Genomic DNA, 25,639 nt, shown 5'->3' with positions numbered 1-25,639 from the left:
CGGCCGGTCCCGTCCCGGGGGCCGAAGACAGGGGGCACCATGCCACGAGAGCAACTGACCAGGCTCACCGGCAAGCTAAACGGACCGAACTGTGACGACGACGACTGCCCGAACCTGTACAGGCACCAAGGACGGGGATCCATCGTTGTCCAGGGTGATCTCTATGACGGCTTCGCGGTCCCGGACGGGGAAGGGCTCGTGGAGATCCCGGAGCACATCTTGAGGGAGGCTATCCATGCACTTGGATGGTGACGAGTGGAACAGGGCTTTCGATTCCTTCACGCAGGACGCGTGGCGTTTCGAGGCCCAGCCCACGTACACCATGCCGCAGGAAGCGAAGAGTCTTGCCCGCTTCTTGCGAGGGGAAGCCAAACCCGGTGACCACAATTCGCGTTGGCACGAGCGCGTCCGCGCGTATGTGACTTCGGGCCGGAGGATCGGCCGCGTACGCATCGTGCGGCAGCCTCTCACCGACTATCAGCGCTACCAGTTCGCGTGGGGCATTCCGGGCAACATTAAAGCGGGTGAGGATATCCGCGTTCTCGATGTCACCGACCAGGACTACGGGCTGCCGCTCAGCGGGACCGACTGGTGGATGTTCGACGGTGCTCGCGTGGTCCACCTGAACTTTCGCCCGGACGGGACACAGATCAACCGCGAAACGTTCGAGGGCGAAATAGAGCCCTACCAGGAGTGGAAGCGCATTGCGCTGGCCGGGTCGGTATCGTTTGCGGAGTACGTGAAAGAACACGGGTGACGTTCGAGCCTGACGAGCTGGGTCAGTCCAGAACCGACCTGGCTGAGCAACTGAGAGAGCTACGCAAGGCGGCCGGTCTCACCGGAGACCGGCTCGCCAAGCGATGCAACATGTCTCAGTCGCAGATCAGTAAGTTTCGAAACGGGGAAGCGGACCCCGAGCCTTGTTGATGTCGAGCGCATCCTGCGGGCAATTGGCGCTCCGCCGGAGCTGATGACCGAAGTGACGGCTCTGGCCCGGATCGCCAATACCCAGTGGCAGGACAAGCGTTCCTCACGACGCAGGGGTCTGGAGAAGCGGCAGACGGAGCTGGCAGCGCTGGAAGCCGAGGCGAAAACCCTCCGGTACTTTCTGCCCGCCATGGTGACGGGGCTGCTGGCCACTCCGGAGTACGTGCGGGCAAGCCTGAGCGGATTCCCGGGTGACACCTCGAAAACGGTGGCACGCAAACTGGAGAGGCAGTCGGTCCTCTACGACACGTCGAAGTCCTTCACCTTCCTGCTCACCGAGCAGGCAGTGAGGTGGGCGATCGTGCCGCCTTCAGCCATGGCCGTGCAGATCGACCGACTGGTTTCCCTGTCGCGCCTCCCCAACATCCGCATTGGCATCATCACGCTCGGGACCCGCATACCCCGTGGCCCGATGAACACGTTCACGGTCTATGACGACCGGCTGGCGACGGTTGAGAATTTCACCGGCCGTATGGTCTTTCGAGACTCCCGCGACATAGCGGAGCATCTGGAAGTCTTCAGTGTGTTCGAGGCGCACGCCCTGTTCCAGGACGCGGCTCGCCAACAGCTTTCCGAATGGGCCGAGTTGCACCGAGCTTGATTTTTATGCCGCAACGGGAATGGGTCTGGATACGTCCCCGATGCACCGGGACCATGGACGCATGCCGACCAAACTGAGGAATCCGCGTGAGGAGCCCACCACCAAGGGCTGGCGAGTGGACCCCATTCCGAGTCGCCCCGCCTACAAGGATGACGACGGGAACGTTCGCATTCCCATCTGGCTGACAAAGAACGGTCGGCACACGGTGGACACGGAAATGGTTCTGCTTCCCTCCGAAGCCGAATTGCTGAGCGAACGGCTGACCGCCGCCATCGGCGCCTCTCGGTAGACCCTGCAGGCGCTGCTCCACGCCCAGGTCATAGCCCAAGGCCCCGGCGTCACCGTCGTGTCCAAGCTCCCCCACTCCACCTGAGACGGGCCCCACACCCCACAGCTTCCGCCCGCGGCACGGGCCGGGGGGCGGCCACGTCCTGTGGTCGCCAGACGATCAGGAAGGCACACCCATGCAGAACGGAACCGACCTCTACGCATTCGCCATCGACGGCGCCGCATTCGCCAAGGCGTGCGGCGGCAACACCCACCCCGACGGCGAGTCCTGCGTGACCCTCGCCCGCATCGGCGCGGACGCCTGGGCGCTGGGTGACAGCAAGCGGCCGGGCATGGAGCCGTTGCGCTTCACCACGGCCGAGCTGGACGCCGCGGGGATCGCTCCGGAGCGCTTCGGCCTCTCGGCCTAGAGGGCACCCAGCCGGCCTCGGCCCCTCCCCCCAGGGGCCGAGGCCTCCAATCACACTGAACGGGACGCAAGTTGCACCATCACGGCTATCTGTGGGCGGGTCCGAAGCAGCGGTTCGACCAGGAAGCCCTCCGCCGTCCCCCACACCCCGAGCCGCCCCCGGCCGGCAGCAAGCCGGAGCTGATCCAGCGGTACCGCGACGTCCTCGCCGACTTCCCCGTATCCGATCTGCCGCCGCTCGAGACGGCCCACTGGCTCATGAAGCCCCAGGATCTGATCCGTGGGACGTGGGACGAGCCGAAGAGGGCTGCGGAATGGCTCGGTGAGCGACTGACCGAGTATGTGCGCCGTTTCGCTTCCCCTTCGGACCGAGACACCACGCGCATGACCGTGCTGATCAACTCCGCTGCTGAGCGTCTTGGTTGGGGTGGCGACATGTCCCTGGGCTTCTACCTCGAACGACCCGCGTTCCTGTCGTTGGCCTTGGTGACCTGCTCCCCCAACAGCACCGCACCCGATCTCGACTGCCCGGCTCCCCGCCCCCGAGTCGCGCGTACGTCAGGGTGAGGCCTGGAAACGTGAGAGCGACGCGCTCGATCCGGCCGAGGCCGCGGCACTGCGGCATACCCTGGGACAGCTCGCCGCCGTCGGCCTCACCGCGCGGTGAGGCCGGTCGATGGGGCAAGACACCCTCCAGCGGCGTCACCTTTCTGCACGAGCCTGGTGACACCTGAGGCCCGGCCCGGCTCGCGTAGGAGTGAGCCGACGGGCCACCCCGCCAACCCCCTGATAGACAGGACCCATGAAGCGCGACGAGCTGCTGTGGTTCCTTCGCCGGTACAAGCTCGCCGTCCAGGCGACAGTGACCCCGGACGGAGCACCCCAGGCCGCGGTCGTCGGGTTCGCGGTCACTGACGAGCTCGAGATCGTCTTCGACACCGTCGAGACGACCCGCAAGTGCTTCAACCTGCGTACCGACCCCCGCATCGCCCTCGTGATCGGCTGGGACGACGCGGTCACCGCGCAGATCGAGGGCGTCGCGGACTTCCCCACCGGCTCCGAGCTCGAACGCCTTCAGCAGTGCTACTTCGCCGCGTATCCCGACGGCCGGGACCGGCTCGCCTGGCCCGGCATCACCCATGTGCGGGTACGGCCGACCTGGGTGCGGTACAGCGACTTCACCCAGGACCCTCCGCACATCGTCGAGCTGCCCCTCCCATAAACGGTCAGCCGTCAGGACGCCGGTGTCAGGGCGGGCTTGGCCACGAGCTGCCCATTCTTCTCGCAACCCAGATTCTTCGCGAGTGCGAGGGAAGCTGAATTCAGGATCGTCAAACTGTTCTCACGAACCTTCTGGGAATTTCCCTCAGGCTCAGTTCGATACTTGAGCTCACCCCGAATTATCGCCGGAGAGCCCTCACTGCCAGACAGTTTCTTACTTACGCACTCGTTGTACAGAACGGCTTCATCGGTTTTGGCCAATGCCTTTCGGCCAATTTTGTACTTCGTGAATTTCGGATCCTCGCCACCGACTGCCACATTCTTCTCGTCGGTCAGAGAATAGGCGATCTCCAGGTCGAACGCCACACCGGACTGGACTGTGTACACCTTGCACAGAATATGATCCTTCGCCCAGGTGTCGGCCGAGGCCGAATAATCCCCGACGATGCTCTTGGCAACATCTTGCAGGTCACCCTCCGAGGAGAGTTGTGAGAACTCCTTCACGCCGGAGACGGTTTCGATCGCTTGACCTGCGTCAGCCGAAAAGGCGCCATCGCAGAGCTGCTTGGAGCTCACTGAATCCTTGCCGTGATCGGGCTCATCCTTGTCGTCGTCGCACGCCGCGAGGACAAGAGGAGCAAGCAAGGCAAGCAATATCGCGCCAACTTTCCTCACCGGGAATTTCATGTGAACCACTTTCAGCCCGTAACGAGTCTACTGTTCAGGATTGGGCCATGTGGGCCGCACGATTACTCCCCTTGTCGTAACCGCTGTTCAGCGCTTCCTCCAAGTCGCCGCCAAATTCGCTGTCACGCTCGATCCCATGGAGCTTCATAAACTCTCTCATCGGAGCTTCCGACGTGGCTTCACCGGCGTCATAAATGGCGAGCCGCTGCTTCAGGACGTCGTCACCACTGTCTTGTTGTTTGGATTCGCTCCAGTCGCCGATCACATTTCCGAGATGCTGTTCAAGAGCTCCCGTTCCCGCATCCGTGATGACCGGGATCAAGGTAGCGGCAACGCCCGCGGCTGCGACAGGGGGAAGGAAGGCGGCACCTGCGGCGATCCCCACTCCCGTGCCGAACTCGATCCAGCCCGCCCGCTTTTCCAGGGCCTTGTTGTAAGCCTCGTCCTTCGCCAGACCGTCGGCCTTGACCTGGTCGGCACGTGACTCGTCGAGCATGCCCTGCACCTCACCGCCGGTGCGTACGGCCTCTCGGGCATGGGCCTGGTTGATCGTTCCGTTGTCGCCGACCTGGGCGTCGAGCACGCTGGTCGTGTAGATCTTCTCGGCGTTCGAGAGCTCCGCATAGGCATCCGGATGCCTGCCCAGCGCGTTGAGAAAGTTTCGCGCACCGTCCCGGCCGAATTCGGCGTGATCTGCTGGGTCGCGCTGAGGAGCGAACATGCTCGTCGAGTCGTTGTCGTTCAACGCCCAGTTGATGTCGTCGACATAGCCCGCTCCCATCCGGCCAAGACTGTCGGAGAGCACCTCCTGGCGGTCGAGCAAGTCGGCGTCACCGTACTTCTCGACAACGGACTTCATGATGGCCGCGGAGTCTTCGTCTCTGACCAGCTTGGGCGTCGGGTCGTCGTAGGCATGTCCGAGGGTGGCCGCCTCCAGGGCGTGCCCAAGCGCGTCGGGCACGTAGTTCGTGGCCTTTTGTATTGCGTCCGGGTTGAAGTGACCGTTGATGTCGCCCGGGAATCCCTTGTAGTCCTCGTTGGTGAAGTAGTCCAGGTAGTTGGTGATGGCCTCATTCTTGACCTTGCCGAGGTCGGCAGCTCCGCCCTTGACGGTCCCGTCCTCGTTGTAGGCCGTGGGCTCCGCCGTGAAGAACTGCTTCGCTGCTTCCGGACTGTGCCCAAGAGCCTCCAGCACCCCGGGAACCGGGTCGAAGCCGGCACCCTCCTTGCCCGACGGGTTGTACAGATTCGTGCCGAACTCGCTCTTCGAGTGGGCGAAGAGGATCGGGTCCTTCTGCTGAAGTTGAATCACGTGTTCAGCAATGGGGTTCAGGAACTTCGGGTCGTAGTTTCCATAACGCATGATCCCGCCGAGCAGCTGGTAGCCGAAGGGAGGTGAGTCCCTGCCGTACTTCTCGAGCGGAATCTGCTGGGTTCCGAGCTTACGGAACTGCGCACCCCAGTCCTTGAGGTACCCGGGGTTGTGATCCGGGTCGGTGGCTGTTGCCAGGGTGAGGCCCATGTTGCGCTGGAGTTCCTTGGTCAACTCCAGACGCGCCTTGTTGTCCCCGTGGGCGCTGTCGATGGACATCTGACCGAAGAATTCCAGAGCTTGCTTGGGCCCGCCCAGGCCCGTATAGAACGCGTCCGCGAACTCGGGGTCCTTCGTGTTGTACTTCATGATGCTGTTGAACTCGGCGAACTGCTTGTCGTTCATCTTCCGGCCGAGCCTGGCCAGTTCGAGCGCTCGGTCCTTCTCGGCGTCGTCCAGCGATGCGTAGTTGTTGCTGCTGAAGTCGTTGGGGTCATTCTTGTTGGTTCTGCCGAGCGCCCTGGCCATGTTGGCGTCGATCTCCGCGGCATGAGCTGTCAACCCCGTGATCCGGTCAGCCAGTTCCTGTGCTGCATCGAGTTGTTTTTGTGTGCGTTCGTCACTGTCCCCCCGTATGTGGGGGAAGTACCACCGGACTGCCCCGCCGCCGATGTCCTCGATCCTGACACCCAGGTTGGGCGCATCCACATCGACTGCGGTCTTCATGCTCTTCTGGATCGCGACGAGTTCCGTATGGGCGTCGTCAAGGAGTGTCCAGATACTCTTGGCCTCCGCGTGCGCGTCGTCGAACTGCTTTGCCGTCTTCTACAGAATGAAGGCTTCATGACCGACGGCGCCCAAGTCGTCCTGGTAGGCGACGAAATCACCCTGCCCGCCACCCCCGGCATCCGCAGGCAATTGATTGAGCCGCATTCCCGTGGAGCCCTTCTCGGCCGCCTGTGCTTTCAGCTGCTCCCATTCGTCCCACGCCATGAGAGGATCCCTTCCCCGTTATCCGCCTCGTCCCCGTACGCCCGTCTGGTGGACGGCAACTTCCACGTCAACCTAGCAACTGGGCTTTTTGTCCATCGGTGTTCTTCCGCATCTCACATGATTCCTTCACCCTTGACCGGCCCCGGCAAGTCGTGGCCCCAAATAATCGGTCAGCCGTCCAGCCCCTCCGCCAGCACCTCCGCCAGATGCCGCGCCCGCCGCCCCTCCACCTGCTCCAGTTGCGTACGGCAGGAGAAGCCGTCCGCCAGGACCTCCGCGGACTCGCCCGCCGCGCGGACCGCCGGGAGCAGTTGGTCCTCCGCGCACGCCACCGACACCTCGTAGTGGCCCCGCTCGAAGCCGAAGTTGCCCGCGAGTCCGCAGCAGCCGCCGCTCAACTCGCCCTCCAGACCCGCACGTTCGCGAAGTCGGCGGTCCGCCGCGTCGCCCAGGACCGCGTGCTGGTGGCAGTGCGTCTGGCCCGCCACCGGGCGGTTGATCCGGGGCGGGGTCCAGTCCGGGGCGCACTCCTCCAGGGCCTGGGCGAAGGTGCGTACGGACGAGGCCAGGCGGGCCGCCCGTGGGTCGTCGGACAGGAGCTCCGGCAGATCCGTCTTCAGGGCCGCCGCGCAGCTCGGTTCCAGTACGACGACCGGGACGCCCAGCTCCAGCAGCGGTTCCACCGTGTCCAGCGTGTGGCGCATGACCGTACGGGCCCGGTCGAGCTGGCCCGTGGAGACGTACGTCAGTCCGCAGCAGACCCGGCCCGGCGGAAGGGCGATGCCGATGCCCGCCGACTCCATGACCTGCACCGCCGCCCGGCCCACGGACGGCGACAGATGGTCGGTGAAGGTGTCCGGCCACAGCACGGCCGTACGGCCGGCCGCGAAGACCGCCGTCCGGTCGCCCATGTGCTCCCGCAGCCAGCGCCGGAACGTCACCGGCGCGAGCCTCGGCAGCTCGCGCTCCGGCGCGATCCCGCCCAGCCGTTTCGCGAGCGCGGCCAGCGGCCGGACCCCGGCCGCCGCGTTGGCCACCCGCGCGAACGGCGCCGCCGCCCGCAGCCACACCGGCAGCCACCCCATCGCGTAGTGCGAGGCCGGCCGCCGTCGGCCCGCGTAGTGGTGATGCAGGAACTCCGCCTTGTACGTGGCCATGTCGACGCCCACCGGGCAGTCGCTCCGGCAGCCCTTGCAGGAGAGGCACAGATCCAGCGCGTCCCGTACCTCCTCCGAGCGCCAGCCGTCACGGACGACCTCGCCCGCGAGCATCTCGTGCAGCAGCCGGGCGCGGCCGCGCGTCGAGTGGGCCTCCTCGCCCGTGGCGCGGAACGACGGGCACATCACGTCCGTACCTGAACCCGGCCCGGCGACACGGCACTTGGCGACGCCCACGCACCGCCGTACCGCCACCGAGAAGTCCCCGCCGTCGTGCGGATAGCCGAAGGCGACCTCCACCGGCTTCTTCGGCAGCACCTCGAAGCGGAGGTTGGCGTCGAGGCGGTCCGGGCGGGCCAGCATCCCCGGGTTCATACCGCCCGCCGGGTCCCACAGGTCCTTGAACCGGCCGAAGAGGCCGACCAGTTCGTCGCCGTACATCTTCGGCAGCAGCTCCGCGCGCGCCTGACCGTCGCCGTGCTCCCCCGACAGCGAGCCGCCGTGCGCGACCACGAGCTCCGCGACCTCCTCGGAGAACCGCCGGAAGGCCCGTACTCCCTCCGCACTCATCAGGTCGAAGTCGATACGGACATGAATACAGCCGTCCCCGAAGTGCCCGTACGGCGTACCGCGCAGACCGTGCTCGGCGAGCAGCGCGCGGAAGTCCCGCAGATACGCGCCCAGCCGGGCCGGCGGCACCGCGCAGTCCTCCCACCCCGGCCACGCCTCACCGCCGTCGGCGGTCCTGGTCGCCGTCCCCGCCGCGTCCTCCCGCACCCGCCACAGCGCCCGCATACCGGCCGGGTCGTCCACCACCGTGCCGTCCAGCGCCTCCGCCGCCCGCACGATGCCGTCCGCCCGCGCCCGCGCCTCGGCCGCGGTGTCGCCGCCCGTCTCCACGAAGAGCCAGGCCCCGCCGCGCGGCAGCCCCCGCACGTCCCGCACCAGGTCCTCGGCCATGCCCTCGACGGTCAGCGGGCGGTACGCCAGCAGGCCCGGGGCCGCATCCGCCGCCGCGCTCTCGTCGGCGTAGCCGAGCACGGCGAGCGCCCGTGCGCGCGGCGCCTCGACCAGCCGTACCGTCGCCTCGGTCAGCACGCCCAGCGTGCCCTCGCTGCCGCAGAAGGCCCGCGCCAGATCGACGCCCTTCTCGGGCAGCAGAGCGTCCAGCGCGTAGCCGGAGATACGCCTCGGCAGCCCGTCCGGGAACCCGGTCCGCAGCAGCGCCAGATTCCGGTCGACCAGGTCCCGCAGCCCCGTCGGCGCGCCGCCCTCCCAGCCCTGCCCGAGCCGCAGTTCCGCGCCGCCGTAGGTGTGCACGGACAGATTCCGGACGTTGTCGGCGGTCGTACCCCACGCCACCGAGTGCGAGCCGCACGAATTGTTGCCGATCATCCCGCCGAGCGTGCAGCGGCTGTGCGTGGACGGGTCGGGTCCGAACGTCAGCCCATGTGGCCGTACGGCGTCCCGCACGGTGTCCAGGACGACGCCCGGCTGCACCACCGCCGTACGCGCCGCCGCGTCCACCGCCACCACCGCCGTCATATGGCGGGTGAAGTCCAGGACGACGCCGATGCCGGTGGCCTGACCTGCGATGGAGGTTCCGGCGCCGCGCGGCACCACCGGCACCCCGTGCCGTCGGCACACCTCCAGGGCGGCGGCCACGTCCTCGGCGTCGCGCGGCGCGACGACGCCGACCGGCACACGCCGGTAGTTGGACGCGTCCATGGTCATCAGCGCCCGCGCGGCCGCGCTGAAGTCCACCTCGCCGCGCACCGCCCGGGTGAGCGCGCGCGCCAGTTCGCCCGCCTCCCGGCGGTCCCGCCCGCCCCGGCCGCCCCACCGTCCCTGTCGCTGTTCAGCCATGTGTCTCAGGATGCCCCTGTCTCTCTCGTCACACCGGAAGGAAACGTGCCAGCTGCGCACGCTGCGCCGCACCGCCCGCGACGAAACCCCACAAGAACTTCCCAATGCGATCGGCAACTCTCCTATAGTGGCGACAACTTGATCAGGAACAAGCGGCTCCAGTTACTGCCACCGCCACCCCCGGAAGGCAACACTCGATGACCGGCACCGACGAAAACCGATGACCCGCGTCACGCGAGCGGTCCCCCCGGCGCAGCCCCACCCCACGCTCGCCGGGACGACCGTCAACACTCTGAAGATCGTCGTCGTAGGCGGCTTCGGAGTCGGCAAGACGACCATGGTCCGCTCCGTCAGCGAGATCCGTCCGCTGCACACGGAGGAGGTGATGAGCCGCGCCGGCCTCAGCCTCGACGACACGACCCGCGTACGGAAAAAATCCGACACCACCGTCGCCTTCGACTTCGGCCGGATCACGATCGACGAAAACAGCGTCCTGTACCTCTTCGGCGCCCCCGGCCAGGAACGCTTCTGGTTCCTCTGGGACCGCGTCTTCGCCGGCACGCTCGGCGCGGTCGTCCTCGTCGACACCCGCTGCCTCGACGACGCCGGGTACGCGATCGACCGTCTTGAACACAACGGCACGCCCTTCATCGTCGCCGTGAACGACTTCGGCGGCCCCTTCCACAGCGACGAGCAGATCCGCGAGGCGCTCGCTCTCGGGCCCGAAGTGCCGCTGATGGAGTTCGACGCCCGGGACCACTCCTCCAGCAAGTTCGTCCTGCTCGCGCTGATCGAGCACATGCACGCGCTGTCCTTGCCCCACAAGGACTGACGCGCAGCTCAGCGGGCCCCCCGGCGGCCGAGACCGCCGTCTCATCCGCCGGACCGCGTATCCGTCCTGCCCCCGGACCGGTATACGCTCCCGAACGTGGCTGAGATCCAGATTCCCGCTGACATCAAGCCCGCCGACGGCCGTTTCGGCGCGGGCCCCTCCAAGGTGCGTACGGAGGCGCTGGACGCCCTGGCCGCCACCGGCACCTCTCTCCTCGGTACGTCCCACCGCCAGGCCCCGGTGAAGAACCTGGTCGGCGCGGTGCGCGACGGCGTACGCGACCTCTTCCAGCTCCCCGAGGGCTATGAGGTGATCCTGGGCAACGGCGGCTCCACCGCCTTCTGGGACATCGCGACGTACGGCCTGATCGAGAGCAAGTCGCAGCACCTCGCCTTCGGCGAGTTCTCCTCCAAGTTCGCCAAGGCCGCGAAGCTCGCGCCGTGGCTGGCCGAGCCGACCGTCATCTCCTCCGACCCGGGCACGCACCCGGACCCGGAGGCCGAGGCCGGTGTCGACGTCTACGCCTTCACGCACAACGAGACCTCGACCGGCGTCGCGGCCCCGATCAAGCGCGTCGCGGGCGCGGACGAGGGTTCGCTGGTCCTGGTCGACGCCACCTCCGGCGCGGGCGGCCTGCCGGTCGACATCGCCGAGACGGATGTCTACTACTTCGCCCCGCAGAAGTCCTTCGCCTCCGACGGCGGCCTGTGGATCGGTGTCTTCTCCCCGGCCGCACTCGAGCGCGCCGCCCGTATCCATGACTCGGGCCGCCATGTCCCGGAGTTCTTCAGCCTCCCGACGGCGATCGACAACTCGCTGAAGAACCAGACGTACAACACTCCGGCGCTGGCCACGCTCTTCCTCCTGAACGAGCAGCTGACCTGGCTGAACAGCCAGGGCGGCCTGGACTGGTCGGTCCGGCGCACGGCGACGTCCTCGCGGACGCTGTACGGCTGGGCCGAGGCTTCCAAGTACGCGACGCCGTTCGTCATCGACCCGGCGAAGCGCTCGCAGGTCATCGGCACGATCGACTTCGCGGACGAGATCGACGCGGCGGCGGTCGCGAAGGTGCTGCGCGCCAACGGCATCGTCGACACCGAGCCGTACCGCAAGCTGGGCCGCAACCAGTTGCGCGTGGCGATGTTCCCGGCGATCGACCCGGCGGACGTCGAGGCGCTGACGGCGTGCATCGACTACGTGATCGAGAAGCTGTAACCGAAGGCTGTACGACGAGGGGCCCGGGCGCGCGTCGCGTCCGGGCCCCTCGTCCGTGCGCACTCGGCCCCGGATGGGCCGCCGCGGGCGTGCTGCCCTCCCCCCGCTGTCCAGGAGGACTCGTCTGCGGTCTGCTGCGGCCCCGGGCGCGACGGGCATCGTGTCACCTGTACGGCGTGCACTCACACGTGCGAGTGACGGGCCGCGCACCGGACACACGGTGGTCCACCGGCCCACGATGATGGCCTCGACACCAGCCACCGGGAGGCCCGCATGTCTGCCGCAGCAGCCGAGCACCCCTGTGACGGCGAGCCGGAGACACTGCTCGAGACGGCCAACCGTCTCGCGGAGCAGCACCCCGGCCACCGCTTCGAGATCATCGGTGGCGTCATCAAGGTGGCCCCGCTACCGGACGGTGCCCATGCAAGGGCTTTGACCGACCTCATGATCCCCTTCCTCGCCGCAGGTCTGCACGGCGAGGAGTCAAAGGTGCTCCAGGCGGTCGGCCTCTGGCTGCCGGGAGGTCCGGAGGACTACGCCATCCCGGACCTCGCCGTCGTCGATGCCGACTTCGAAGAGCGCCTCGTCGAGAACAACTGCTACGACCCGGCCGTCTTCCGGCTGGTGTTGGAAGTTACCTCCAGCAACTACCAGCAGGATCTGCGGAACAAGGTCATCGCCTACGCCGAGGCCAAGATCCCCGTCTACGTGATCGTCGATCGCAAGCACCATCGCGTCCATGTCCTGACAGACCCCATCGCCAACGACTACGACACACACCGCATCCACGCAGCGGGCGAGCAGATCGCCCTCCCCGGGGCGATCGGCGCCGAGGTCAAGCTCGACGTGGCAGCTCTCCTGCAGGCCGGCGAACGACACAGCTGACACCGCGCCCAGCGGCTCAGCCGCTGATGACGGCCGCCCGAGGTATGCCCGCTCGGCGAGTGACCATTCGTGGCACCGGTTGGGCGTCAGCGTCATCGGGAGGCACGACGTTCAGCCGCGCCGCAGCAGACGCTTCACGCCGAGGACAAGTGCGGCGGCGCCGACGATGCCGATCAGTCCGTACGTGAGGGTGGTCTTGTCGCCGCCATCGCTTCCGGCGGCCGAACTCCCGCCCTTGGACGGCGACTTGCTGTCCCCGTCCGAAGCGGAGTCCTTGCCGGTCGGGACCCGCTCCACCCCGCTCTGCTTCCCCTCCGAGCCGAACATCAGCGCTTTCCCGTCCAGCGTGTACGTGACCGACTCGGCCTGCCCCTGAAGCGGCGCGCTCACCCGGTGGTCCGCGCCGAGCTTGCCGTCCTTCCACACGTATCCCCGCGCGCTGAAGTACGAGCGCAGCACCAGCTCCTTGCCGTCGGGCGAGAAGGCCCCGTCCGTCACCCACGGCACCTCGCCGATCCGCCGGAAGACATTGGTCCCGGAGGCGGTGAGTGTGGCGGGGCCCTCGTACAGGCCGCCGCCGCCGTCGTTCTTCGATGCGATGTAGACCCGGCCGGTCTTGGGATGGACCATCAGCGCCTCGGCGTTGCGCGCGCCGTCCGCGTACTTGACGGTGTACTGCGTCGCCCGGACGGTCATGTCCTTGAGGGCCTTGGGCTCGGGGAACTTGTAGATCCAGACGTGGTCCCAGCTGCCGTTGAGGTTGTCGCCGATGTCGCCCACGTACACGTTCCCGTCGGGTCCCACCGAGATGGCCTCCATGTCGCGGGGCTTCCCGACCCCCTCCAGAGTGACCGTCGCGACAGTCTCGCCGGTCTTGGAGTCGACGGCGAAGACGCGCGGCTCGTCCTGGTCGTTGTGCGTCCAGTAGATCCCGGGGTGCGCGCGACTGGCCGCGAGCCCGCTGGACTCCGTGATCCTCGGGTCCTTGATCGTGAAGCCGGAGTCGTCGGAGGCGGGGTCGTCGGAGGCGGCGGGGCCCGCGGCGAGCAGCACGACGGCGGCGGCAACTCCGATGGCGGCGGAACCGGTGACGTACGGAAGCGAACGCATGCCCCCAGCCTGCCATCTCGCGCGGACATGATCAGCTTGCGCCGCCGACGGCGTCGCCCTTGCCGCCCTTGCCGCCGTGGCCGCCGTGGCCGCAGTGGCCGCCGCCGTGGCCAGCCTCACATCGCAGATGCGCGGCTTGATCCGACATGATGACCCCCATGCGTTTCATGTTCGTCGGCGACTCCATGACCATCGGACGCGCCGGCGACTACAGCTGGCGCTACCGCATGTGGCAGCACCTCAACACATCCTTCGACGGCCCGCACGAGATCGTCGGCCCGCGGACCGAGCTGTACGACACGGTGGCGAACGCGCCGGTGTCGTACGCGTACGCCGACCCCGCCTTCCCCGCCGAGGCCCGCCGCCACCTGTCCGGCTGGGGCGAAGGCTGGCTGCACATGGCCCCGCTGATCCGGGAGACGGTCACGGCGGAGAAGGCCGACATCCTGCTGGTCTCGCTCGGCCTGATAGACCTCGGCTTCTACACGGACAGCACCCAAACCGCCCTGAACGCCCGCCAGTTCATCGCCGAGGCCCGCGCGGCCAACCCGCATGTGCGGATGGTCCTGCTGCCGGTCATCCCGAACATACGGGCCCGGTCGGACGCCCCGTTCGCGGCGGAGTGCGCCCGCTTCAACGAACTCCTGGCGAAGGCGGTCGCGGACCTGGACACCGCGGCCTCACCGATACTGCTGGCGTCGCCCCCGGAGTCGTACGCCCTCGACACGGACACGTACGACGGGACACACCCGGGCCCGACGGGCGAACACAAACTGGCGGGGGCGTTCGCGGGGGCGATGCACGAGGCGTGGGGGCTGGGCGGGCGGTACGGGGCCGTGGCGACCGGCGTCAGCGCGTCAGGGGTTTGACCGCGCCCCTGACACGCAAGGAGATCGCGAGATCCGCGAAGTCGAGCGCCCGCTCCTTGCCCTCCGTGCCGGACGCGCTGTCGACGAGAGCCTGCGACCACCAGGCGTCGAGGAACGCCACGAAGTCCGGCCCTTCGGACAGCGTGGCCGGCTCACGGTCCAGGTCAGGGAGTCGTTCCGGCTTCAGGGCCGCTCGGATCCCCTGGAGGTTGCGCGGAACCATGTCCCCCGTGAAGCCGAGGTCCTGCCGGGCCTCCACCAGGATGTCGCTCCATGTCGCCATGCCCCTACCCCTCTTCTGGACTGTCTGGCGGGCTACGGCAGCAGCGTAGGGCGCGCTACGCACCGGGGACGCCTTCCTGCAGGAGTGTCCGCCAGGACACCGCTCTGGCCGGTGGCCGGTGACGGGAGGCCGGGCCGAGGCGGCACGGGCCGCAATGGGTCTCGTCCCCCACCGGGCGGAAGACATGGTCCTCCCCCGGCCCCTCGCAGATCACCAGCCCGTGCGGTGCGGGAGCAGCGGCCTCAGGGGCGGCCGGGAGCTTGTGGAGCAGCCGGTGGCGGAGGAAGCCCACCGCCGAGCGGATGCCGTCTGCCGGGAGGCCCGTCGTCAGGGCGTGCCGCAGCTCGGCCGCCGGGATGCCGCGTCGCAGCCACTCCGCCGCCGCGTCCGCCAGCCCTCGCGCCTCCCGTACACCGATGAGGAGTTGCCGGTTGGAGTGGCGCAGCGACAGCAACACCCTCTCGGCAGCCGCAAGTTCGGCCTCCGGCTCGCCTTCGGGAGCGGGAGCTTCCGGGTCTTCGGAGGGTGGGTGGGGAAGGTTCTTCTCCCGTTCTTCTTTGGGAGGAGCGCCGACGATCCGTTGGTCCGGTTCACCGACCGTCGGGGGCCGCTCGTTCGGCGGCTCCTCGGGCGGGGCCCCGTTCCGGAGCCGGGACGCCTCCTCACGCGTGAGGGTGACGTTCGAGAGGAGTTGGTCCGTGGACCAGCGCCCGCCTTCGCCCTGCCACCGCCAGACGTGCAAATACCCGCAGGCTTCGAGGAGTTCCTTCGCCCGCTGGTAGGCGCGGGTCTTCATACCCAGCTTCGCCGCGTGTTCGCCGAGAGGCCGCGCCGACTCGTACTCGGGGAGGCCCTGTACGTACAGAAGGAGGATCTTCGCGTCGCTGCTCAGCCCTGGATGGCGTACGACGTCGTGCGAAGCCTTCGTGAAGCGCCGAAGGGGCGCGATAGCATGCCGAAGCATCCCGGTGGACCTCTAGCTTCCACTCGTGGTGAAGGTCCTCGGATGGTGTTGGCGCACCGCCGGGGACCGCCCCGTTTTACGGAGCGTGATGACGCGATCACCGTACAGCACACATGACCGTCTCGTGCAACAACTCCGGTTCTACGAACGGAGCTTCGATTGACGGGCGGGACCGCCAGTCCAGCGGCCACGTCAGCCCGTCGAACGCCGGCACCCCGACGAAGGCGGCACTGCGCCCGTACCGACTGAGCGCCCGGGCGCCCGCCGGCCACGTGTACGCGGAGGCGGACTGCGGGGGCAGCAGGAAGTACATGTTCCGCTCACCCGTGGCCTCGCGGACGATTGGCCCGGCGCGGAAATCCGTGAACTGCATGAGCTCGTAAGCCACTTGCTCGGCCAGCATGCCCGCGATGCGTACGGCGTCGAAGTGGATGCCCGCGTGACGCAGGGCGTGTCCGGATGCAGGCACCCAGGTGGGGGCACTTTCTCGGTTCATGAAGGAGACGATTCCGCGCCGGGGTTCAATGTGACCAGCACCACACGACGGTCGTGCAGGTCTGTGCACTCGGGGAGGACGTTGTGCACTCCAGTGAACGAGGTTCGAGGTCGTTCGGCGCGTTACTGCGCTTCCACCGCGAGCGGGCCGACTTCTCGCAGGAGGCGTTGGCCGGGCGCATCGGGTTCTCCAAGTCCCAGGTGGCGATGGTGGAACGGGGAGAGCGCCAGCCGAGGGGGAAGTTCGTGTCGCACGCGGACGAGGTCCTGGGTGCACAAGGTGCACTGGTCGTCGTGGCGGAGAAGGAGTTCGAGGTCAGCGGGCTACGGCCATGGACCGAGGACTACCTGATTGAGGAGCAGAAGGCGGCTGCCCTCCACGCGTACCAGAACCATGTGATTCCTGGCGCCCTCCAGACCGAGCCGTACGCACGCGCGGTCTTCAACTGCAACTACTGCCCGCCGCTGGACGACGAGGAGATCGAGAAACGAGTGGCGGCCCGACTCGAACGGCAGAAGCTCTTCCGCCGCAAGCCCACGCCCATCGTCAGTTACGTTCTGGAGCAGAGCACGCTCACCCGGCCCCTCGGCGGCCCTACCGTCCTCAAGGAGCAGTTGCATCACATCCTCGACGTCGGCCGCCTTCGCCATGTTGAGGTCCAGGTCGTGCCTCATGACCGGCAGACCCACGCCGGACTCGCCGGGCCCATGATCCTGCTGGAGACAGCTGAGCGACGCCAGCTCGCTTACGTCGAAGGGCAGAACGGCGGCTACTTCGTGAGCGAACAGCCGGACCTAGGTGACATGTTCGGTCGATATGGCATTCTGCGGGCTCAGGCACTCACTCCCGAAGAGTCCGCGACACTGATCGAACGGGTGGCACAGGGACTATGAGCACGGACCTCGACTGGTTCAAGAGCAGCTACAGCAGCGAGCAGGGCGAGTGCGTCGAGGTGGCCACCTGCCCCGCCACCATCCACGTCCGTGACTCCAAGGACACCACCCGCCCCGCCCTCGCCCTCTCTCCCACCGCCTGGACCGCCCTCATCGAGACCGTCAGGCGTACGCCGCCCACCTGGTGATCGCAAACTTGGACCCGTCGCGACGGACCTCCACCGCGCCCGCCCCCCCGAAGTGCGCCGGGACCACCAACTCCCCCTCGTCCGCCGCGCGTTCGAGGACGCTCCTCCTGCTCGCCGCCGCGCGCTCCGCGTCTTCGTCGAAGCAGCTGTTGCAGGACGGTTCGAGGATCTGCACCGGGCTGTGCAGCAGATCGCCGACGAACACCGCCCGGTCGCTCCCGGACGCCAGCCTCAGCACTGCCGAGCCCGGCGTATGGCCGTGCGCGGACTCGAGCGTGAGGTTGGCGTCGATGCGGTGGGTACCCTCCCACAGCACCGCTTGGCCGGAGCGGTGCACCGGCTCGATGCTGTCGGCGAACACCAGCCGCTCGATCTCCCGGCGCTCGGGACGACTTCCGGGGCCGTCCGGGCCGAAGTGAGCGTTGTCGGCCGCCGGAAGCAGGTAGCCGGCGTTCGGGAAGGCAGGCACCCACTCGCCGTCCTGCTCGACGGTGTTCCAGCCGACGTGATCCGCGTGAATGTGAGTGTTGACCACGACGTCGACCTCCTCCGGCCGCACTCCGGCCCGGTCCAACCGACTCAGGAAGTCCGTCTTCAGGTTGTCGAACGGCGGGGCACCGGGCCGCTGCCGGCCGTTGCCGACCCCCGTGTCGACCAGCACCGTCTTCCCCTCGCTGCGCAGCACCCATGTCTGCACCGTGGCGACGAAGCTGTCACTGTCCGGCTCCCAGAACTCCGGCGCCATCCACTCCTTGTTGTCGCTCCAGACCTCCCCCAGGCAGTCCGGGACAATTTCCCGGGTGGGGCCGAACGGCCCCTGCAACTCCCTGACCCTGATGACCTCGACGTCACCCATCATGATGCGGTCCACGGTCGACACCTCTCATCGGCTGCTCTGTCCCGGTCGAGCCTAGGAAGGGCATGGTGAGCGGCTCAATGCCTGTGCTGCTCAATCGGATACGCGCACGACTCAGCGGTGGTGCGTATCGCTACGCTGGCGCGATGGATGTCGTCAGTGACGCGATCTCGGCCGTCCGCATCGGGCGCCCCTCGTCCAACCGGGTCCGGATAGCCGGAACTTGGTGCTCCCGCTTCGACGCATACGACGGAGCAGGCTTCCATGTCGTACTGGAAGGCAGCTGCTGGCTGCAGCCCGACCGCGGCTCAGCGGTCTCCCTCGGCGCGGGCGATGTGGTGCTTCTGCCGCACGGCGCGGGCCATGTGCTCGCCGACAGCCCCGCCGACCGGCGCGCACTCGAGGCGGCGGTCCCCTTCGAGCGCTGGGTCGACGGACACGGACTGCGGATGGCCGCGCCTCCACCACCGCCCGCGGACGCACCTGGCGCGGCGGAGCTGCTGTGCGGCAAGTACCGGCTCGACCGCAGCCATACGCACCCCCTGATGGCGGAGCTGCCGGATGTCGTCCATCTGCCGAACCGCGTCGGCAGCCACCCGGAACTGCGCGCGGCGATCGACCTGCTCGGCCGGGAGATCGGCGCCCACCGCCCCGGCACGGGCGTGGTCGTCCCCGGGCTGCTCGACCTGCTGCTCGTCTACATGGTGCGGGCCTGGATGACGGACGGCGGAGCCGACGGCGCCGCCGGCTGGCCCGCCGCGCTGAAGGACCCGGTGGTGGCCGCCGCCCTGCGGGTCCTGCACGAGGACCCCGCCGGGGCGTGGAGCAACGAACGGCTCGCCGCCCAGGTCGGCGTCTCCCGGGCCACGCTCGCGCGCAGATTCACCACCCTGGTCGGCCGCCCGCCGATGGCCTACCTGGGATGGTGGCGGCTGACCCGCGCGGCCGCCCTGCTACGCGACACCCAGGAGCCGCTGGACACTATCGCCCGCCGGGTCGGCTACGGCTCGCCGTACGCGCTCTCCCACGCCTTCAGCCGACAGTTCGGCACGACGCCGGGGCGATTTCGTGCGCAAGCGGCGTCACCGGTGAGTGGGTGACGCCGCCTCGCGGTCCGTACCCGGCGGTCAGAACACGAACGGACCGGGAGCCTGCGCCGAAGTGGCATTGCAGGTCGCGGTGATGCCGAAGACGACGACCTGCAGCGACGTGGCCTCCAGGCTGTCTCCCGAGGCGACCGTTCCGGTGAGCGGCCCGGTGGACACATCGCCCCCGGCGGGGATCGCCGGGTTGGAATTACCGGTGAACGTCGATGTTCCGGAGCCGTTCTTGGTCAGCGTGAGCGTCGACTTGACCGAGTTCGCTCCGATGTTGATGGGTGATTTGATCGCCGAAGTGGACAGGCTGATGGTCGCGGCCGTCCCGTCCTGAGTGGCGGTGAGCGTCGCCGTGCCCGAGCCGAACGATCCGCAGTCGAACGAGATCGTGGCGGTGTCCGGCGTCACCGCGTTCGCGGCGGGTGCCATCACGAGCGCGCCTGCGGCCAGTACGCCGGTGCTCACTAATACGCCGAATCCGAGTCTGCCGTGCTTCATGGGGTCCCGCTTTCATGTGGGGGTTACGGGCTGGCGTCGCCGACTGCCACTGCGCGGGCTCGCGAGATCCGCGGGGGGGGGTGTGTTGTGGGGGGTTACCCAGGGGCTCGATCCTGCGCCGGCCGCTGTGGGTCTGATGGGCAGTCAGTGACCATTGCATTGGGGCACGGGCTCCCTGAGATAGCAAGGACGATCGCGATGAATATTGACATGCACCGGCCAGATCCGGCCGCATTCTGAAGACCCACGCGAGCGGGTCCCGCCAACGCTCACCGGCGAAACCACCCGTTCGCCTCCCAAGAAGCACTGCTACCGGGTGATCTCATGGTGCGAGCTGACCCGGACCGGGTCGCGAGCCCGGTCCATGTCCTTGCACCAAGGACGGCCGCATCCTCACCTGCTTTCGTTGGACTTCCGCGGCCGTTCGTCCCCCCATGTCGCCCTCGAACCGACAGCGGACACCCGCGAAGCGCAACGCCGCGTTCGCACGCCCGGGTTCACGACGACACCGAGTAAGCGGAAGGCGATGTGCATGGCAATCAATGGTGCCCGTACCACCGATTTCCGAAGACCGCACCTTCAACGAGTGACGGCGACGATCGCGTTTCTTCTCGGGCTGGCCCTGCTCTGTTCGGCGGCAGTCCTGACCATGGCGACCAGCGCACGCGCGGCTACCGCACCGGGCCTGGGAGCCGCCGCAAGCTTCGGGGTGCTGGCCGGCTCGGAGGTCACCAACGACGGCCCCACCTACATCCACGGGGATGTGGGCGTCAGCCCGGGAACCATGGTCGGTGGCTTCCCACCCGGAATCGTGAACGGCTCGATCTACACGGCCGCAGGCGCAGCCCAGGCGCAGCTCGACCTGACCGACGCCTACGACAACGCCGCGGGGCAAGGCCCGAGCACCCCCGTGGCAGGAGACATCGGTGGCCAGACCCTGGGCCCGGGCACCTACAAATCCACGAGCACGCTCGGCGTCACCGAGACGCTTACGCTCGACGCCCATGGTGATCCCAACGCGGTCTTCCTCTTCCAGGTCGGATCGTCGCTGAACATCAGCACCAACAGCACCATCGCGCTCATCAATGGCGCTCAGCCGTGCAACGTCTTCTGGCAGGTCGGCATCACGGCGAGCCTGATGACCAATGCGTCCTTCCAGGGCACGATCATGGCGCTGACCTCGATCACGGTGGGCGCCAACGCCAGGGTCGAGGGCCGGCTACTCGCACGGAACGCCGAGGTGACGCTCCTGAGCGACGTGGTCCTGCGGCCGAGCTGCATCATCGGGCCGTCAGGGTCGCCCGGACCCAGCGGCCCCAGCGGCCCCGCCGGACCGAGCGGCGCGCCGGGCTCCACCGGCCCCAGCGGGCCAAGCGGCGCACCCGGATCCGTCGGTCCCACCGGACCCAGCGGTGCACCCGGATCCGTCGGTCCCACCGGACCCAGCGGTGCACCCGGATCTGTCGGCCCCACCGGACCCAGCGGCCCCGCCGGACCGAGCGGACCAAGCGGCACGCCCGGAATTCCCGGCCCCGCCGGACCGAGCGGACCCAGCGGAGCTCCCGGATCCGTCGGCCCATCTGGTCCCGCCGGTCCCACCGGACCAAGCGGAGTACCCGGATCTGTCGGCCCCACCGGACCAAGCGGAGTACCCGGATCTCCTGGCCCATCTGGTCCCGCCGGTCCCATCGGACCCAGCGGAGTACCCGGATCTCCCGGCCCCACCGGACCCAGCGGAGTACCCGGATCCCCCGGCCCCACCGGCCCCAGCGGCCCCGCCGGACCTACGGGCCCGACCGGTCCGAGCGGCGCGCCGGCACAACCACCCGGAGGACCCGGTCCGACTGGTCCCCCAACCAGTCCCCCCGGAACTACGAAGCCGCCCAAACCGACCGGCAAGCCTGGAACGGGCCATCCGCACGACGGCCACTCCAAGCCGGGTAAACCACACGAAACCGGACCACACAAGCCGACACATCCCCACGACTCAAAGGGCCCCCATCTGGCGGCCACCGGCTCAGGCAACCTTCACGCTTCCATGGCGGGCATGGGGGCAGCGCTGCTCATCGCAGGCGGCCTGGGCATGCTCCGTATCAAGAAGCGCACTCCCGACACCCGATCAGGCCGTCACGTCGGGTAGCAAGGCAGTTCAAGCAACCGACCAGTAGTGCACATCGCTACTGTCCGCCCCCGTCCACGGCCAAGTTGGCCCGTGGACGGGGGCGCTGTCGTCAGGGGTCGAGACGGGAGAGGCCGTCACCCCACTACGCCCGCGTCAGCCGGTTCGCGAACGTCGACATCGTGTACGTGCCGATGCCCATGACCACCTCCAGCGCGTTCTGCTCCGTATAGCCGTGCGCGAGGAACGCCCGCAGCTCCTCGTCGCCCACGCCCCCTGCCGTACGCAGCACCTCCAGCGCGAACTGCCGCACCGCTTCCAGCCGTTCGTCGTCGAGCGGCTTCTGCTCGCACAGTGCGGCGATCAACTCCTCCTCCGCGCCCAGCGACCGCAGCTTGCCGGTGTGCATGGCGACGCACACATGACACTCGTTGCGCGCCGCGACCGTCATGACGACCACCTCGCGCGCGACCGGATCCAAGGTCGTCTGCTCGAACATGGCGCTGAGCTTCAGGAAGCCGTCCAGCAGATGCGGTGACGCGGCGAGCTTGGCGACCGCGGACGGCAGATGGCCAAGGCGCTTGATGGTCGACTCCATGGAACGACGCGACGCGGCCGGAGCCGATTCCAGGGTGTGTTCGGTGAACATGTGGTGGCTCCTATAATCGACAACATGGTTGACGATAAAAAGGTAAACCAGGTTGTCGAAATGCGCAACGGCCATGCCGCCACGCCGGGTTACGAGCTGCCCCTGCTCCTCTTCGCCGGGTTCAGGTCCCTGATCGACCGGCTCCACGCCGAGCTGGCCGAGCAGGGCCACCCGGACGTCCGGCCCGCGCACGGCTTCGCCATGCAGGCGATCGGCGCGGGCGGCGCGACCGCGAGCGAGATCGGACGGCGGCTCGGTGTCTCCAAGCAGGCGGCCGGCAAGACGGTCGACCGGCTCGTGGCACTCGGCTATGCCGTACGCGCCGACGACCCCGCCGACGCCCGCCGCAAGCTCGTCCGCCTCACCCCGCACGGCATCGACGCGCTGACCCGTTCGGCCGCGATCTTCGACGAACTGCGCGCGGAGTGGGCCCGCACGCTGGGCGCGCGTCGCGTGGTCGAGATGGAGGAGGCGCTGCGTACGGTCGTCCCGGCGGAGGCCTTCCGCCTCGACGCCGCGGGCTGGTTCGGCGGCGCGTGACGCCTTCTCGACACCGGCGTGTCCCGGTCACCGTGCGTATCGTTGTACTACGCGGCTGCATGCGACCCCGCTGCAGCGGGGAGGAGCGCCACGATGACCGTCGTAGAGAGCGGCAGGATCGACATGGCCGACGACAACGCCGAGCGCTTGGACGAGTGGTTCGAGAGGCTTGAGCAGATGCCCGTCCCCGAAGGATTCACGGTTGAGATCGTCGGGGGAAGCGTCTTCATGTCGCCGCAGCGGAACGTCCATTGGCAGATCATCCGCAGGATCGTCAGAGCACTGGAAGACAAGTTCGGCATGGATGTCGAGGTGCTGTCGGACGTGCGCATCGATTTCCCCGGCCCGGAGAACGGCTTCTGTCCTGACGTGGCAAAGCTCCGCGAGGGAGCGGTGCCGGACAGCCGGGACCGCTGGCGCTTCGAGGACGTGGAGTTCATCGCCGAGGTGATTTCCAAGGGCACCGCCCTCAACGACTACGGCCCCAAGAAAATCGCCTACGCCGTCGCCGAAGTCCCCGTCTTCTTGATCGTTGACCCGTACACCGGTAAGTGTCTCCTCCACACTCAGCCCAAGGACGGGGACTACACGACGGAGACGAAGGTCGCTTTCGGGCAGCCGGTCGACCTCACCAGCACCCCCCTCGGCCTCACCCTCCCCACCGAGAAATTCCCCCGCGACTGACCCCGCCGTACCGCCTCGTGCCGTTGGGCCGGGTTCGGCGGCGCGTGACGAGTTCTCGTCACCGGCGTGTCCCGGTCACCGTGCGTATCGTTGTACTGGCGGCTGCATGCGATCGAGCGGCAGCGGGGAGGAGCGCCACGATGACCGTCGTAGAGACCGACAGGATCGAGATGGCCGACAGCAGCGACGAGCTCAGCTTGGACCGGATGTTCGAGTGGCTCGAGAAGATGCCCGTCCCCGAGGGATTCAAGGTAGAGATCGTCGGGGGGAACATCTTCATGTCGCCGCAACGGCAGACCCACTGGGAAATCATCTTCGACATCGCCCAGCAACTGAATGCCGCATACCCCCGGAATCGGCTGGCAGCCGACGTACGCATCGACTTCCCCGGGCATCTCAACGGCTTCGCCTGTGATGTGGCAGCGATGGCAGAACGATCGGTGAAGGATCAGAACGGGCGTTGGCGCTACCAGGACATCGAGTTCGTAGCCGAGGTCATCTCCAAGAACACCGCCACCAATGACTACGGCCCCAAAAAGGCTGCCTACGCCGACGCAGGCGTCCCCGTCTACCTCATCGTCGACCCGTACACAGGCAGGTCCCATCTCCACACCCAGCCCAAGGAGGGGGACTACCTCAGCGAGCTGACCGTCGGCTTCGGCGCACCGCTCGACCTGACCGGCACTCCCGTAGGACTCACCCTCACGACCGACGAATTCCCCCGCGACTGACCACCGGCCATCCTTGCCTGGAGCGTGCTCCAAGGCGTTGGCTTGGTACCCATGAAGTACACACAGCTCGGACGTACCGGACTCAAGGTCAGCCGACTCGTCCTCGGGACGATGAACTTCGGGCCTCAGACCGACGAGGCCGACAGCCACACGATCATGGACGCCGCGCTCGGCGCAGGCATCAATCTCTTCGACACCGCCAATGTCTACGGCTGGGGCGAGAACAAGGGTCGCACCGAGGAGATCATCGGCAGCTGGTTCGCCAAGGGCGGCGACCGTCGCGACAAGGTCGTCCTCGCCACCAAGGCCTACGCGAACATGGGCCCCGAGGGCGACGCCTGGCCCAACTACGACCGGCTCTCCGCACTCAACATCCGCCGCGCCGTCGAGGCGAGCCTCAAGCGGTTGCGGACCGACCACATCGACATCTTCCAGTTCCATCACATCGACCGCCGCACGCCGGTCGAGGAGACCTGGCAGGCGATCGACACCCTGATCCAGCAGGGCAAGATCATTTACGCGGGCTCGTCCAACTTCCCCGGCTGGCGGATCGCCCAGACCAACGAGACGGCCCGCCGCCTCGGCTCGTACGGGCTGGTCAGCGAGCAGTGCCTGTACAACCTCGCCGAGCGGCGCGCCGAGATGGAGGTCATCCCGGCCGCGCAGGAGTACGGGCTCGGGGTCATCCCCTGGTCGCCGCTGCACGGCGGGCTGCTCGGCGGCGTGATCCGGAAGGAGCGCGAGGGCGGGGCGGGGCGCAGCGCGTCCGGACGCTCGGCGGACGCGCTCGCCAGCACCGAGGTGCGTGCGCAGATCCAGGCGTACGAGGACCTGCTCGGCAAGCACGGCCTTGAGCCCGGAGAGGTGGCGCTGGCCTGGCTGCTCAGCCGGCCGGGAGTCACCGGGCCCATTGTCGGCCCGCGTACGGCGGACCAGCTGGCCTCCGCGCTGCGCGCCGTCGAGCTGGAGCTGAGCGAGGAGCTGCTGTCCGCGCTGGACGAGATCTTCCCGGGGCCGGGGCCCTCGCCGGAGGCCTTCGCCTGGTGACGGGCGCAGCCGTGGTCGGTCAGGGCTTGGGGCGTGTTTCCGGAAGTCCCGCCGCCCGCAGCACGCCCCAGGGGCTACTGACCGACCACGGCCGCCACGGCGACGATCGCGAACATCAGCACAAGCACACCGGCCATGATCTGGTTTCTGGTCTTGGGATTC

At 67.9% G+C, this 25,639-nt stretch carries 29 protein-coding genes and 1 pseudogene; 19 read left to right on the top strand and 11 right to left on the bottom strand.

From position 1 onward, the window contains the following. Positions 1 to 39: 39 nt before the first annotated feature. The 7 genes and pseudogenes from ACFWDI_RS00540 (at position 40) to ACFWDI_RS00510 (ending at position 3,507) form a co-directional block, all read left to right on the top strand. The gene (locus ACFWDI_RS00540) at positions 40 to 252 is read left to right on the top strand and encodes a hypothetical protein (protein WP_385300467.1); all 213 of its coding nucleotides are present in this window, start codon (positions 40 to 42) and stop codon (positions 250 to 252) included. Then, positions 236 to 757, top strand: coding sequence for a DUF6879 family protein (locus ACFWDI_RS00535; protein ID WP_385300466.1), 522 nt, complete (start codon positions 236 to 238; stop codon positions 755 to 757). The genes ACFWDI_RS00540 and ACFWDI_RS00535 overlap by 17 nt, the downstream gene beginning before the upstream one ends. Beyond that, positions 754 to 1,588, top strand: a pseudogene (locus tag ACFWDI_RS00530) (helix-turn-helix domain-containing protein). The gene ACFWDI_RS00535 and the pseudogene ACFWDI_RS00530 overlap by 4 nt, the downstream one beginning before the upstream one ends. A gap of 61 nt (positions 1,589 to 1,649) precedes the next feature. Beyond that, positions 1,650 to 1,877, top strand: coding sequence for a hypothetical protein (locus ACFWDI_RS00525; RefSeq protein ID WP_385300465.1), 228 nt, complete (start codon positions 1,650 to 1,652; stop codon positions 1,875 to 1,877). Between the two features lie 175 nt (positions 1,878 to 2,052). Further along, positions 2,053 to 2,286 carry a DUF397 domain-containing protein gene (locus tag ACFWDI_RS00520; RefSeq protein ID WP_385300464.1) on the top strand — a complete coding sequence of 78 codons (234 nt, stop codon included), beginning with the start codon at positions 2,053 to 2,055 and terminating at the stop codon, positions 2,284 to 2,286. Positions 2,287 to 2,357: 71 nt separating this feature from the next. Further along, positions 2,358 to 2,852 (top strand): hypothetical protein, encoded by a 495-nt coding sequence (locus ACFWDI_RS00515; protein ID WP_385300463.1) that lies wholly within the window; start codon positions 2,358 to 2,360, stop codon positions 2,850 to 2,852. 235 nt (positions 2,853 to 3,087) lie between these two features. Further along, positions 3,088 to 3,507: a pyridoxamine 5'-phosphate oxidase family protein gene (locus ACFWDI_RS00510; RefSeq protein ID WP_385300462.1), complete on the top strand. Its 420-nt coding sequence runs from the start codon at positions 3,088 to 3,090 to the stop codon at positions 3,505 to 3,507. A gap of 11 nt (positions 3,508 to 3,518) precedes the next feature. Here the strand turns inward: ACFWDI_RS00510 and ACFWDI_RS00505 are convergent, their stop codons facing one another. The 4 genes from ACFWDI_RS00505 to ACFWDI_RS00490 form a co-directional block, all read right to left on the bottom strand. Further along, positions 3,519 to 4,193 carry a hypothetical protein gene (locus ACFWDI_RS00505; RefSeq protein WP_385300461.1) on the bottom strand — a complete coding sequence of 225 codons (675 nt, stop codon included), beginning with the start codon at positions 4,191 to 4,193 and terminating at the stop codon, positions 3,519 to 3,521. Positions 4,194 to 4,227: 34 nt separating this feature from the next. Then, positions 4,228 to 6,231, bottom strand: a complete 2,004-nt coding sequence (locus tag ACFWDI_RS00500) for a hypothetical protein (protein ID WP_385300460.1) — start codon at positions 6,229 to 6,231, stop codon at positions 4,228 to 4,230. Between the two features lie 99 nt (positions 6,232 to 6,330). After that, positions 6,331 to 6,498 carry a hypothetical protein gene (locus ACFWDI_RS00495; RefSeq protein ID WP_385300459.1) on the bottom strand — a complete coding sequence of 56 codons (168 nt, stop codon included), beginning with the start codon at positions 6,496 to 6,498 and terminating at the stop codon, positions 6,331 to 6,333. A gap of 170 nt (positions 6,499 to 6,668) precedes the next feature. Beyond that, positions 6,669 to 9,521, bottom strand: a complete 2,853-nt coding sequence (locus tag ACFWDI_RS00490) for an FAD-binding and (Fe-S)-binding domain-containing protein (RefSeq protein ID WP_385300458.1) — start codon at positions 9,519 to 9,521, stop codon at positions 6,669 to 6,671. A gap of 220 nt (positions 9,522 to 9,741) precedes the next feature. Here ACFWDI_RS00490 and ACFWDI_RS00485 point away from each other — a divergent pair, with 220 nt between their 5' ends. The 3 genes from ACFWDI_RS00485 (at position 9,742) to ACFWDI_RS00475 (ending at position 12,453) form a co-directional block, all read left to right on the top strand. Then, the gene (locus ACFWDI_RS00485; RefSeq protein WP_385300457.1) at positions 9,742 to 10,353 is read left to right on the top strand and encodes an ATP/GTP-binding protein; all 612 of its coding nucleotides are present in this window, start codon (positions 9,742 to 9,744) and stop codon (positions 10,351 to 10,353) included. Between the two features lie 96 nt (positions 10,354 to 10,449). Beyond that, complete coding sequence (serC, locus tag ACFWDI_RS00480; RefSeq protein WP_385300456.1) at positions 10,450 to 11,568, top strand: phosphoserine transaminase; 1,119 nt, start codon at positions 10,450 to 10,452, stop codon at positions 11,566 to 11,568. Between the two features lie 273 nt (positions 11,569 to 11,841). After that, positions 11,842 to 12,453: a Uma2 family endonuclease gene (locus ACFWDI_RS00475; RefSeq protein WP_385300455.1), complete on the top strand. Its 612-nt coding sequence runs from the start codon at positions 11,842 to 11,844 to the stop codon at positions 12,451 to 12,453. Between the two features lie 111 nt (positions 12,454 to 12,564). Here the strand turns inward: ACFWDI_RS00475 and ACFWDI_RS00470 are convergent, their stop codons facing one another. Then, positions 12,565 to 13,563: a WD40 repeat domain-containing protein gene (locus ACFWDI_RS00470; RefSeq protein ID WP_385300454.1), complete on the bottom strand. Its 999-nt coding sequence runs from the start codon at positions 13,561 to 13,563 to the stop codon at positions 12,565 to 12,567. A 158-nt stretch (positions 13,564 to 13,721) separates the two neighbouring features. On the opposite strand from ACFWDI_RS00470, the gene ACFWDI_RS00465 reads away from it, so the two are divergent. Then, positions 13,722 to 14,432, top strand: a complete 711-nt coding sequence (locus ACFWDI_RS00465) for a GDSL-type esterase/lipase family protein (protein ID WP_385300453.1) — start codon at positions 13,722 to 13,724, stop codon at positions 14,430 to 14,432. Here the strand turns inward: ACFWDI_RS00465 and ACFWDI_RS00460 are convergent. The 3 genes from ACFWDI_RS00460 to ACFWDI_RS00450 all read right to left on the bottom strand — a co-directional run bounded on the left by ACFWDI_RS00460 (position 14,413) and on the right by ACFWDI_RS00450 (position 16,175). Next, the gene (locus ACFWDI_RS00460; RefSeq protein ID WP_385300452.1) at positions 14,413 to 14,715 is read right to left on the bottom strand and encodes a hypothetical protein; all 303 of its coding nucleotides are present in this window, start codon (positions 14,713 to 14,715) and stop codon (positions 14,413 to 14,415) included. The genes ACFWDI_RS00465 and ACFWDI_RS00460 overlap by 20 nt on opposite strands. 55 nt (positions 14,716 to 14,770) lie before the next feature. Next, positions 14,771 to 15,679 carry a hypothetical protein gene (locus ACFWDI_RS00455; RefSeq protein WP_385300451.1) on the bottom strand — a complete coding sequence of 303 codons (909 nt, stop codon included), beginning with the start codon at positions 15,677 to 15,679 and terminating at the stop codon, positions 14,771 to 14,773. 97 nt (positions 15,680 to 15,776) lie between these two features. Beyond that, positions 15,777 to 16,175: a hypothetical protein gene (locus ACFWDI_RS00450; RefSeq protein ID WP_385300450.1), complete on the bottom strand. Its 399-nt coding sequence runs from the start codon at positions 16,173 to 16,175 to the stop codon at positions 15,777 to 15,779. An 83-nt stretch (positions 16,176 to 16,258) separates the two neighbouring features. Here ACFWDI_RS00450 and ACFWDI_RS00445 point away from each other — a divergent pair, with 83 nt between their 5' ends. Continuing rightward, positions 16,259 to 17,068, top strand: a complete 810-nt coding sequence (locus ACFWDI_RS00445) for a Scr1 family TA system antitoxin-like transcriptional regulator (protein ID WP_385300449.1) — start codon at positions 16,259 to 16,261, stop codon at positions 17,066 to 17,068. Continuing rightward, the gene (locus ACFWDI_RS00440; RefSeq protein ID WP_385300448.1) at positions 17,065 to 17,256 is read left to right on the top strand and encodes a DUF397 domain-containing protein; all 192 of its coding nucleotides are present in this window, start codon (positions 17,065 to 17,067) and stop codon (positions 17,254 to 17,256) included. The genes ACFWDI_RS00445 and ACFWDI_RS00440 overlap by 4 nt, the downstream gene beginning before the upstream one ends. On the opposite strand, the gene ACFWDI_RS00435 is transcribed toward ACFWDI_RS00440, so the two are convergent. Beyond that, positions 17,231 to 18,115 (bottom strand): MBL fold metallo-hydrolase, encoded by an 885-nt coding sequence (locus tag ACFWDI_RS00435; protein WP_385300825.1) that lies wholly within the window; start codon positions 18,113 to 18,115, stop codon positions 17,231 to 17,233. The two genes, ACFWDI_RS00440 and ACFWDI_RS00435, sit on opposite strands and share 26 nt — an antisense overlap. A gap of 143 nt (positions 18,116 to 18,258) precedes the next feature. Here ACFWDI_RS00435 and ACFWDI_RS00430 point away from each other — a divergent pair, with 143 nt between their 5' ends. Further along, positions 18,259 to 19,212 carry an AraC family transcriptional regulator gene (locus ACFWDI_RS00430; RefSeq protein ID WP_385300447.1) on the top strand — a complete coding sequence of 318 codons (954 nt, stop codon included), beginning with the start codon at positions 18,259 to 18,261 and terminating at the stop codon, positions 19,210 to 19,212. 27 nt (positions 19,213 to 19,239) lie between these two features. Here ACFWDI_RS00430 and ACFWDI_RS00425 read toward each other — a convergent pair whose 3' ends face one another. Further along, positions 19,240 to 19,707 (bottom strand): hypothetical protein, encoded by a 468-nt coding sequence (locus tag ACFWDI_RS00425; RefSeq protein WP_385300446.1) that lies wholly within the window; start codon positions 19,705 to 19,707, stop codon positions 19,240 to 19,242. 364 nt (positions 19,708 to 20,071) lie between these two features. On the opposite strand from ACFWDI_RS00425, the gene ACFWDI_RS00420 reads away from it, so the two are divergent. Further along, entirely contained in the window at positions 20,072 to 21,847 is a 1,776-nt protein-coding gene (locus ACFWDI_RS00420; protein ID WP_385300445.1) for an ice-binding family protein, read from the top strand. Positions 21,848 to 21,971: 124 nt separating this feature from the next. On the opposite strand, the gene ACFWDI_RS00415 is transcribed toward ACFWDI_RS00420, so the two are convergent. Beyond that, entirely contained in the window at positions 21,972 to 22,475 is a 504-nt protein-coding gene (locus ACFWDI_RS00415) for a carboxymuconolactone decarboxylase family protein (protein ID WP_385300444.1), read from the bottom strand. A gap of 24 nt (positions 22,476 to 22,499) precedes the next feature. Between ACFWDI_RS00415 and ACFWDI_RS00410 the strand changes: the two genes are divergently transcribed. The 4 genes from ACFWDI_RS00410 (at position 22,500) to ACFWDI_RS00395 (ending at position 25,477) form a co-directional block, all read left to right on the top strand. Beyond that, a complete protein-coding gene (locus ACFWDI_RS00410; RefSeq protein WP_385300443.1) occupies positions 22,500 to 23,015 on the top strand; it encodes a MarR family winged helix-turn-helix transcriptional regulator in 516 nt (171 codons plus the stop codon). Between the two features lie 93 nt (positions 23,016 to 23,108). Further along, positions 23,109 to 23,699: a Uma2 family endonuclease gene (locus ACFWDI_RS00405; RefSeq protein ID WP_385300442.1), complete on the top strand. Its 591-nt coding sequence runs from the start codon at positions 23,109 to 23,111 to the stop codon at positions 23,697 to 23,699. A gap of 140 nt (positions 23,700 to 23,839) precedes the next feature. After that, positions 23,840 to 24,430 carry a Uma2 family endonuclease gene (locus tag ACFWDI_RS00400; RefSeq protein ID WP_385300441.1) on the top strand — a complete coding sequence of 197 codons (591 nt, stop codon included), beginning with the start codon at positions 23,840 to 23,842 and terminating at the stop codon, positions 24,428 to 24,430. 51 nt (positions 24,431 to 24,481) lie between these two features. After that, positions 24,482 to 25,477, top strand: coding sequence for an aldo/keto reductase (locus ACFWDI_RS00395; RefSeq protein WP_385300440.1), 996 nt, complete (start codon positions 24,482 to 24,484; stop codon positions 25,475 to 25,477). Positions 25,478 to 25,639 lie beyond the last annotated feature (162 nt).

The organism is Streptomyces sp. NPDC060064, from assembly GCF_042736455.1.
Taxonomy (GTDB): domain Bacteria; phylum Actinomycetota; class Actinomycetes; order Streptomycetales; family Streptomycetaceae; genus Streptomyces.
Note: the sequence above shows the minus strand (reverse complement) of the source record. Positions and strands in the feature narration are given on the sequence as shown.

What these genes read in the sequence shown, in the direction of transcription:
- ACFWDI_RS00425 (WP_385300446.1), bottom strand. Translation starts at nt 19,707, where the DNA reads ATGAAGCACGGCAGACTCGGATTCGGCGTATTAGTGAGCACCGGCGTA.
- ACFWDI_RS00510 (WP_385300462.1), top strand. Translation starts at nt 3,088, where the DNA reads ATGAAGCGCGACGAGCTGCTGTGGTTCCTTCGCCGGTACAAGCTCGCC.
- ACFWDI_RS00455 (WP_385300451.1), bottom strand. Translation starts at nt 15,679, where the DNA reads ATGCTTCGGCATGCTATCGCGCCCCTTCGGCGCTTCACGAAGGCTTCG.
- ACFWDI_RS00405 (WP_385300442.1), top strand. Translation starts at nt 23,109, where the DNA reads ATGACCGTCGTAGAGAGCGGCAGGATCGACATGGCCGACGACAACGCC.
- ACFWDI_RS00420 (WP_385300445.1), top strand. Translation starts at nt 20,072, where the DNA reads ATGTCCTTGCACCAAGGACGGCCGCATCCTCACCTGCTTTCGTTGGAC.
- ACFWDI_RS00430 (WP_385300447.1), top strand. Translation starts at nt 18,259, where the DNA reads ATGGATGTCGTCAGTGACGCGATCTCGGCCGTCCGCATCGGGCGCCCC.
- ACFWDI_RS00450 (WP_385300450.1), bottom strand. Translation starts at nt 16,175, where the DNA reads ATGAACCGAGAAAGTGCCCCCACCTGGGTGCCTGCATCCGGACACGCC.
- ACFWDI_RS00400 (WP_385300441.1), top strand. Translation starts at nt 23,840, where the DNA reads ATGACCGTCGTAGAGACCGACAGGATCGAGATGGCCGACAGCAGCGAC.
- ACFWDI_RS00435 (WP_385300825.1), bottom strand. Translation starts at nt 18,115, where the DNA reads ATGATGGGTGACGTCGAGGTCATCAGGGTCAGGGAGTTGCAGGGGCCG.
- ACFWDI_RS00505 (WP_385300461.1), bottom strand. Translation starts at nt 4,193, where the DNA reads ATGAAATTCCCGGTGAGGAAAGTTGGCGCGATATTGCTTGCCTTGCTT.
- ACFWDI_RS00540 (WP_385300467.1), top strand. Translation starts at nt 40, where the DNA reads ATGCCACGAGAGCAACTGACCAGGCTCACCGGCAAGCTAAACGGACCG.
- ACFWDI_RS00465 (WP_385300453.1), top strand. Translation starts at nt 13,722, where the DNA reads ATGCGTTTCATGTTCGTCGGCGACTCCATGACCATCGGACGCGCCGGC.
- ACFWDI_RS00410 (WP_385300443.1), top strand. Translation starts at nt 22,500, where the DNA reads ATGGTTGACGATAAAAAGGTAAACCAGGTTGTCGAAATGCGCAACGGC.
- ACFWDI_RS00495 (WP_385300459.1), bottom strand. Translation starts at nt 6,498, where the DNA reads ATGGCGTGGGACGAATGGGAGCAGCTGAAAGCACAGGCGGCCGAGAAG.
- ACFWDI_RS00440 (WP_385300448.1), top strand. Translation starts at nt 17,065, where the DNA reads ATGAGCACGGACCTCGACTGGTTCAAGAGCAGCTACAGCAGCGAGCAG.
- ACFWDI_RS00415 (WP_385300444.1), bottom strand. Translation starts at nt 22,475, where the DNA reads ATGTTCACCGAACACACCCTGGAATCGGCTCCGGCCGCGTCGCGTCGT.
- ACFWDI_RS00535 (WP_385300466.1), top strand. Translation starts at nt 236, where the DNA reads ATGCACTTGGATGGTGACGAGTGGAACAGGGCTTTCGATTCCTTCACG.
- ACFWDI_RS00500 (WP_385300460.1), bottom strand. Translation starts at nt 6,231, where the DNA reads ATGAAGACCGCAGTCGATGTGGATGCGCCCAACCTGGGTGTCAGGATC.
- ACFWDI_RS00525 (WP_385300465.1), top strand. Translation starts at nt 1,650, where the DNA reads ATGCCGACCAAACTGAGGAATCCGCGTGAGGAGCCCACCACCAAGGGC.
- ACFWDI_RS00485 (WP_385300457.1), top strand. Translation starts at nt 9,742, where the DNA reads ATGACCCGCGTCACGCGAGCGGTCCCCCCGGCGCAGCCCCACCCCACG.
- ACFWDI_RS00475 (WP_385300455.1), top strand. Translation starts at nt 11,842, where the DNA reads ATGTCTGCCGCAGCAGCCGAGCACCCCTGTGACGGCGAGCCGGAGACA.
- ACFWDI_RS00460 (WP_385300452.1), bottom strand. Translation starts at nt 14,715, where the DNA reads ATGGCGACATGGAGCGACATCCTGGTGGAGGCCCGGCAGGACCTCGGC.
- ACFWDI_RS00395 (WP_385300440.1), top strand. Translation starts at nt 24,482, where the DNA reads ATGAAGTACACACAGCTCGGACGTACCGGACTCAAGGTCAGCCGACTC.
- ACFWDI_RS00470 (WP_385300454.1), bottom strand. Translation starts at nt 13,563, where the DNA reads ATGCGTTCGCTTCCGTACGTCACCGGTTCCGCCGCCATCGGAGTTGCC.
- ACFWDI_RS00520 (WP_385300464.1), top strand. Translation starts at nt 2,053, where the DNA reads ATGCAGAACGGAACCGACCTCTACGCATTCGCCATCGACGGCGCCGCA.
- ACFWDI_RS00490 (WP_385300458.1), bottom strand. Translation starts at nt 9,521, where the DNA reads ATGGCTGAACAGCGACAGGGACGGTGGGGCGGCCGGGGCGGGCGGGAC.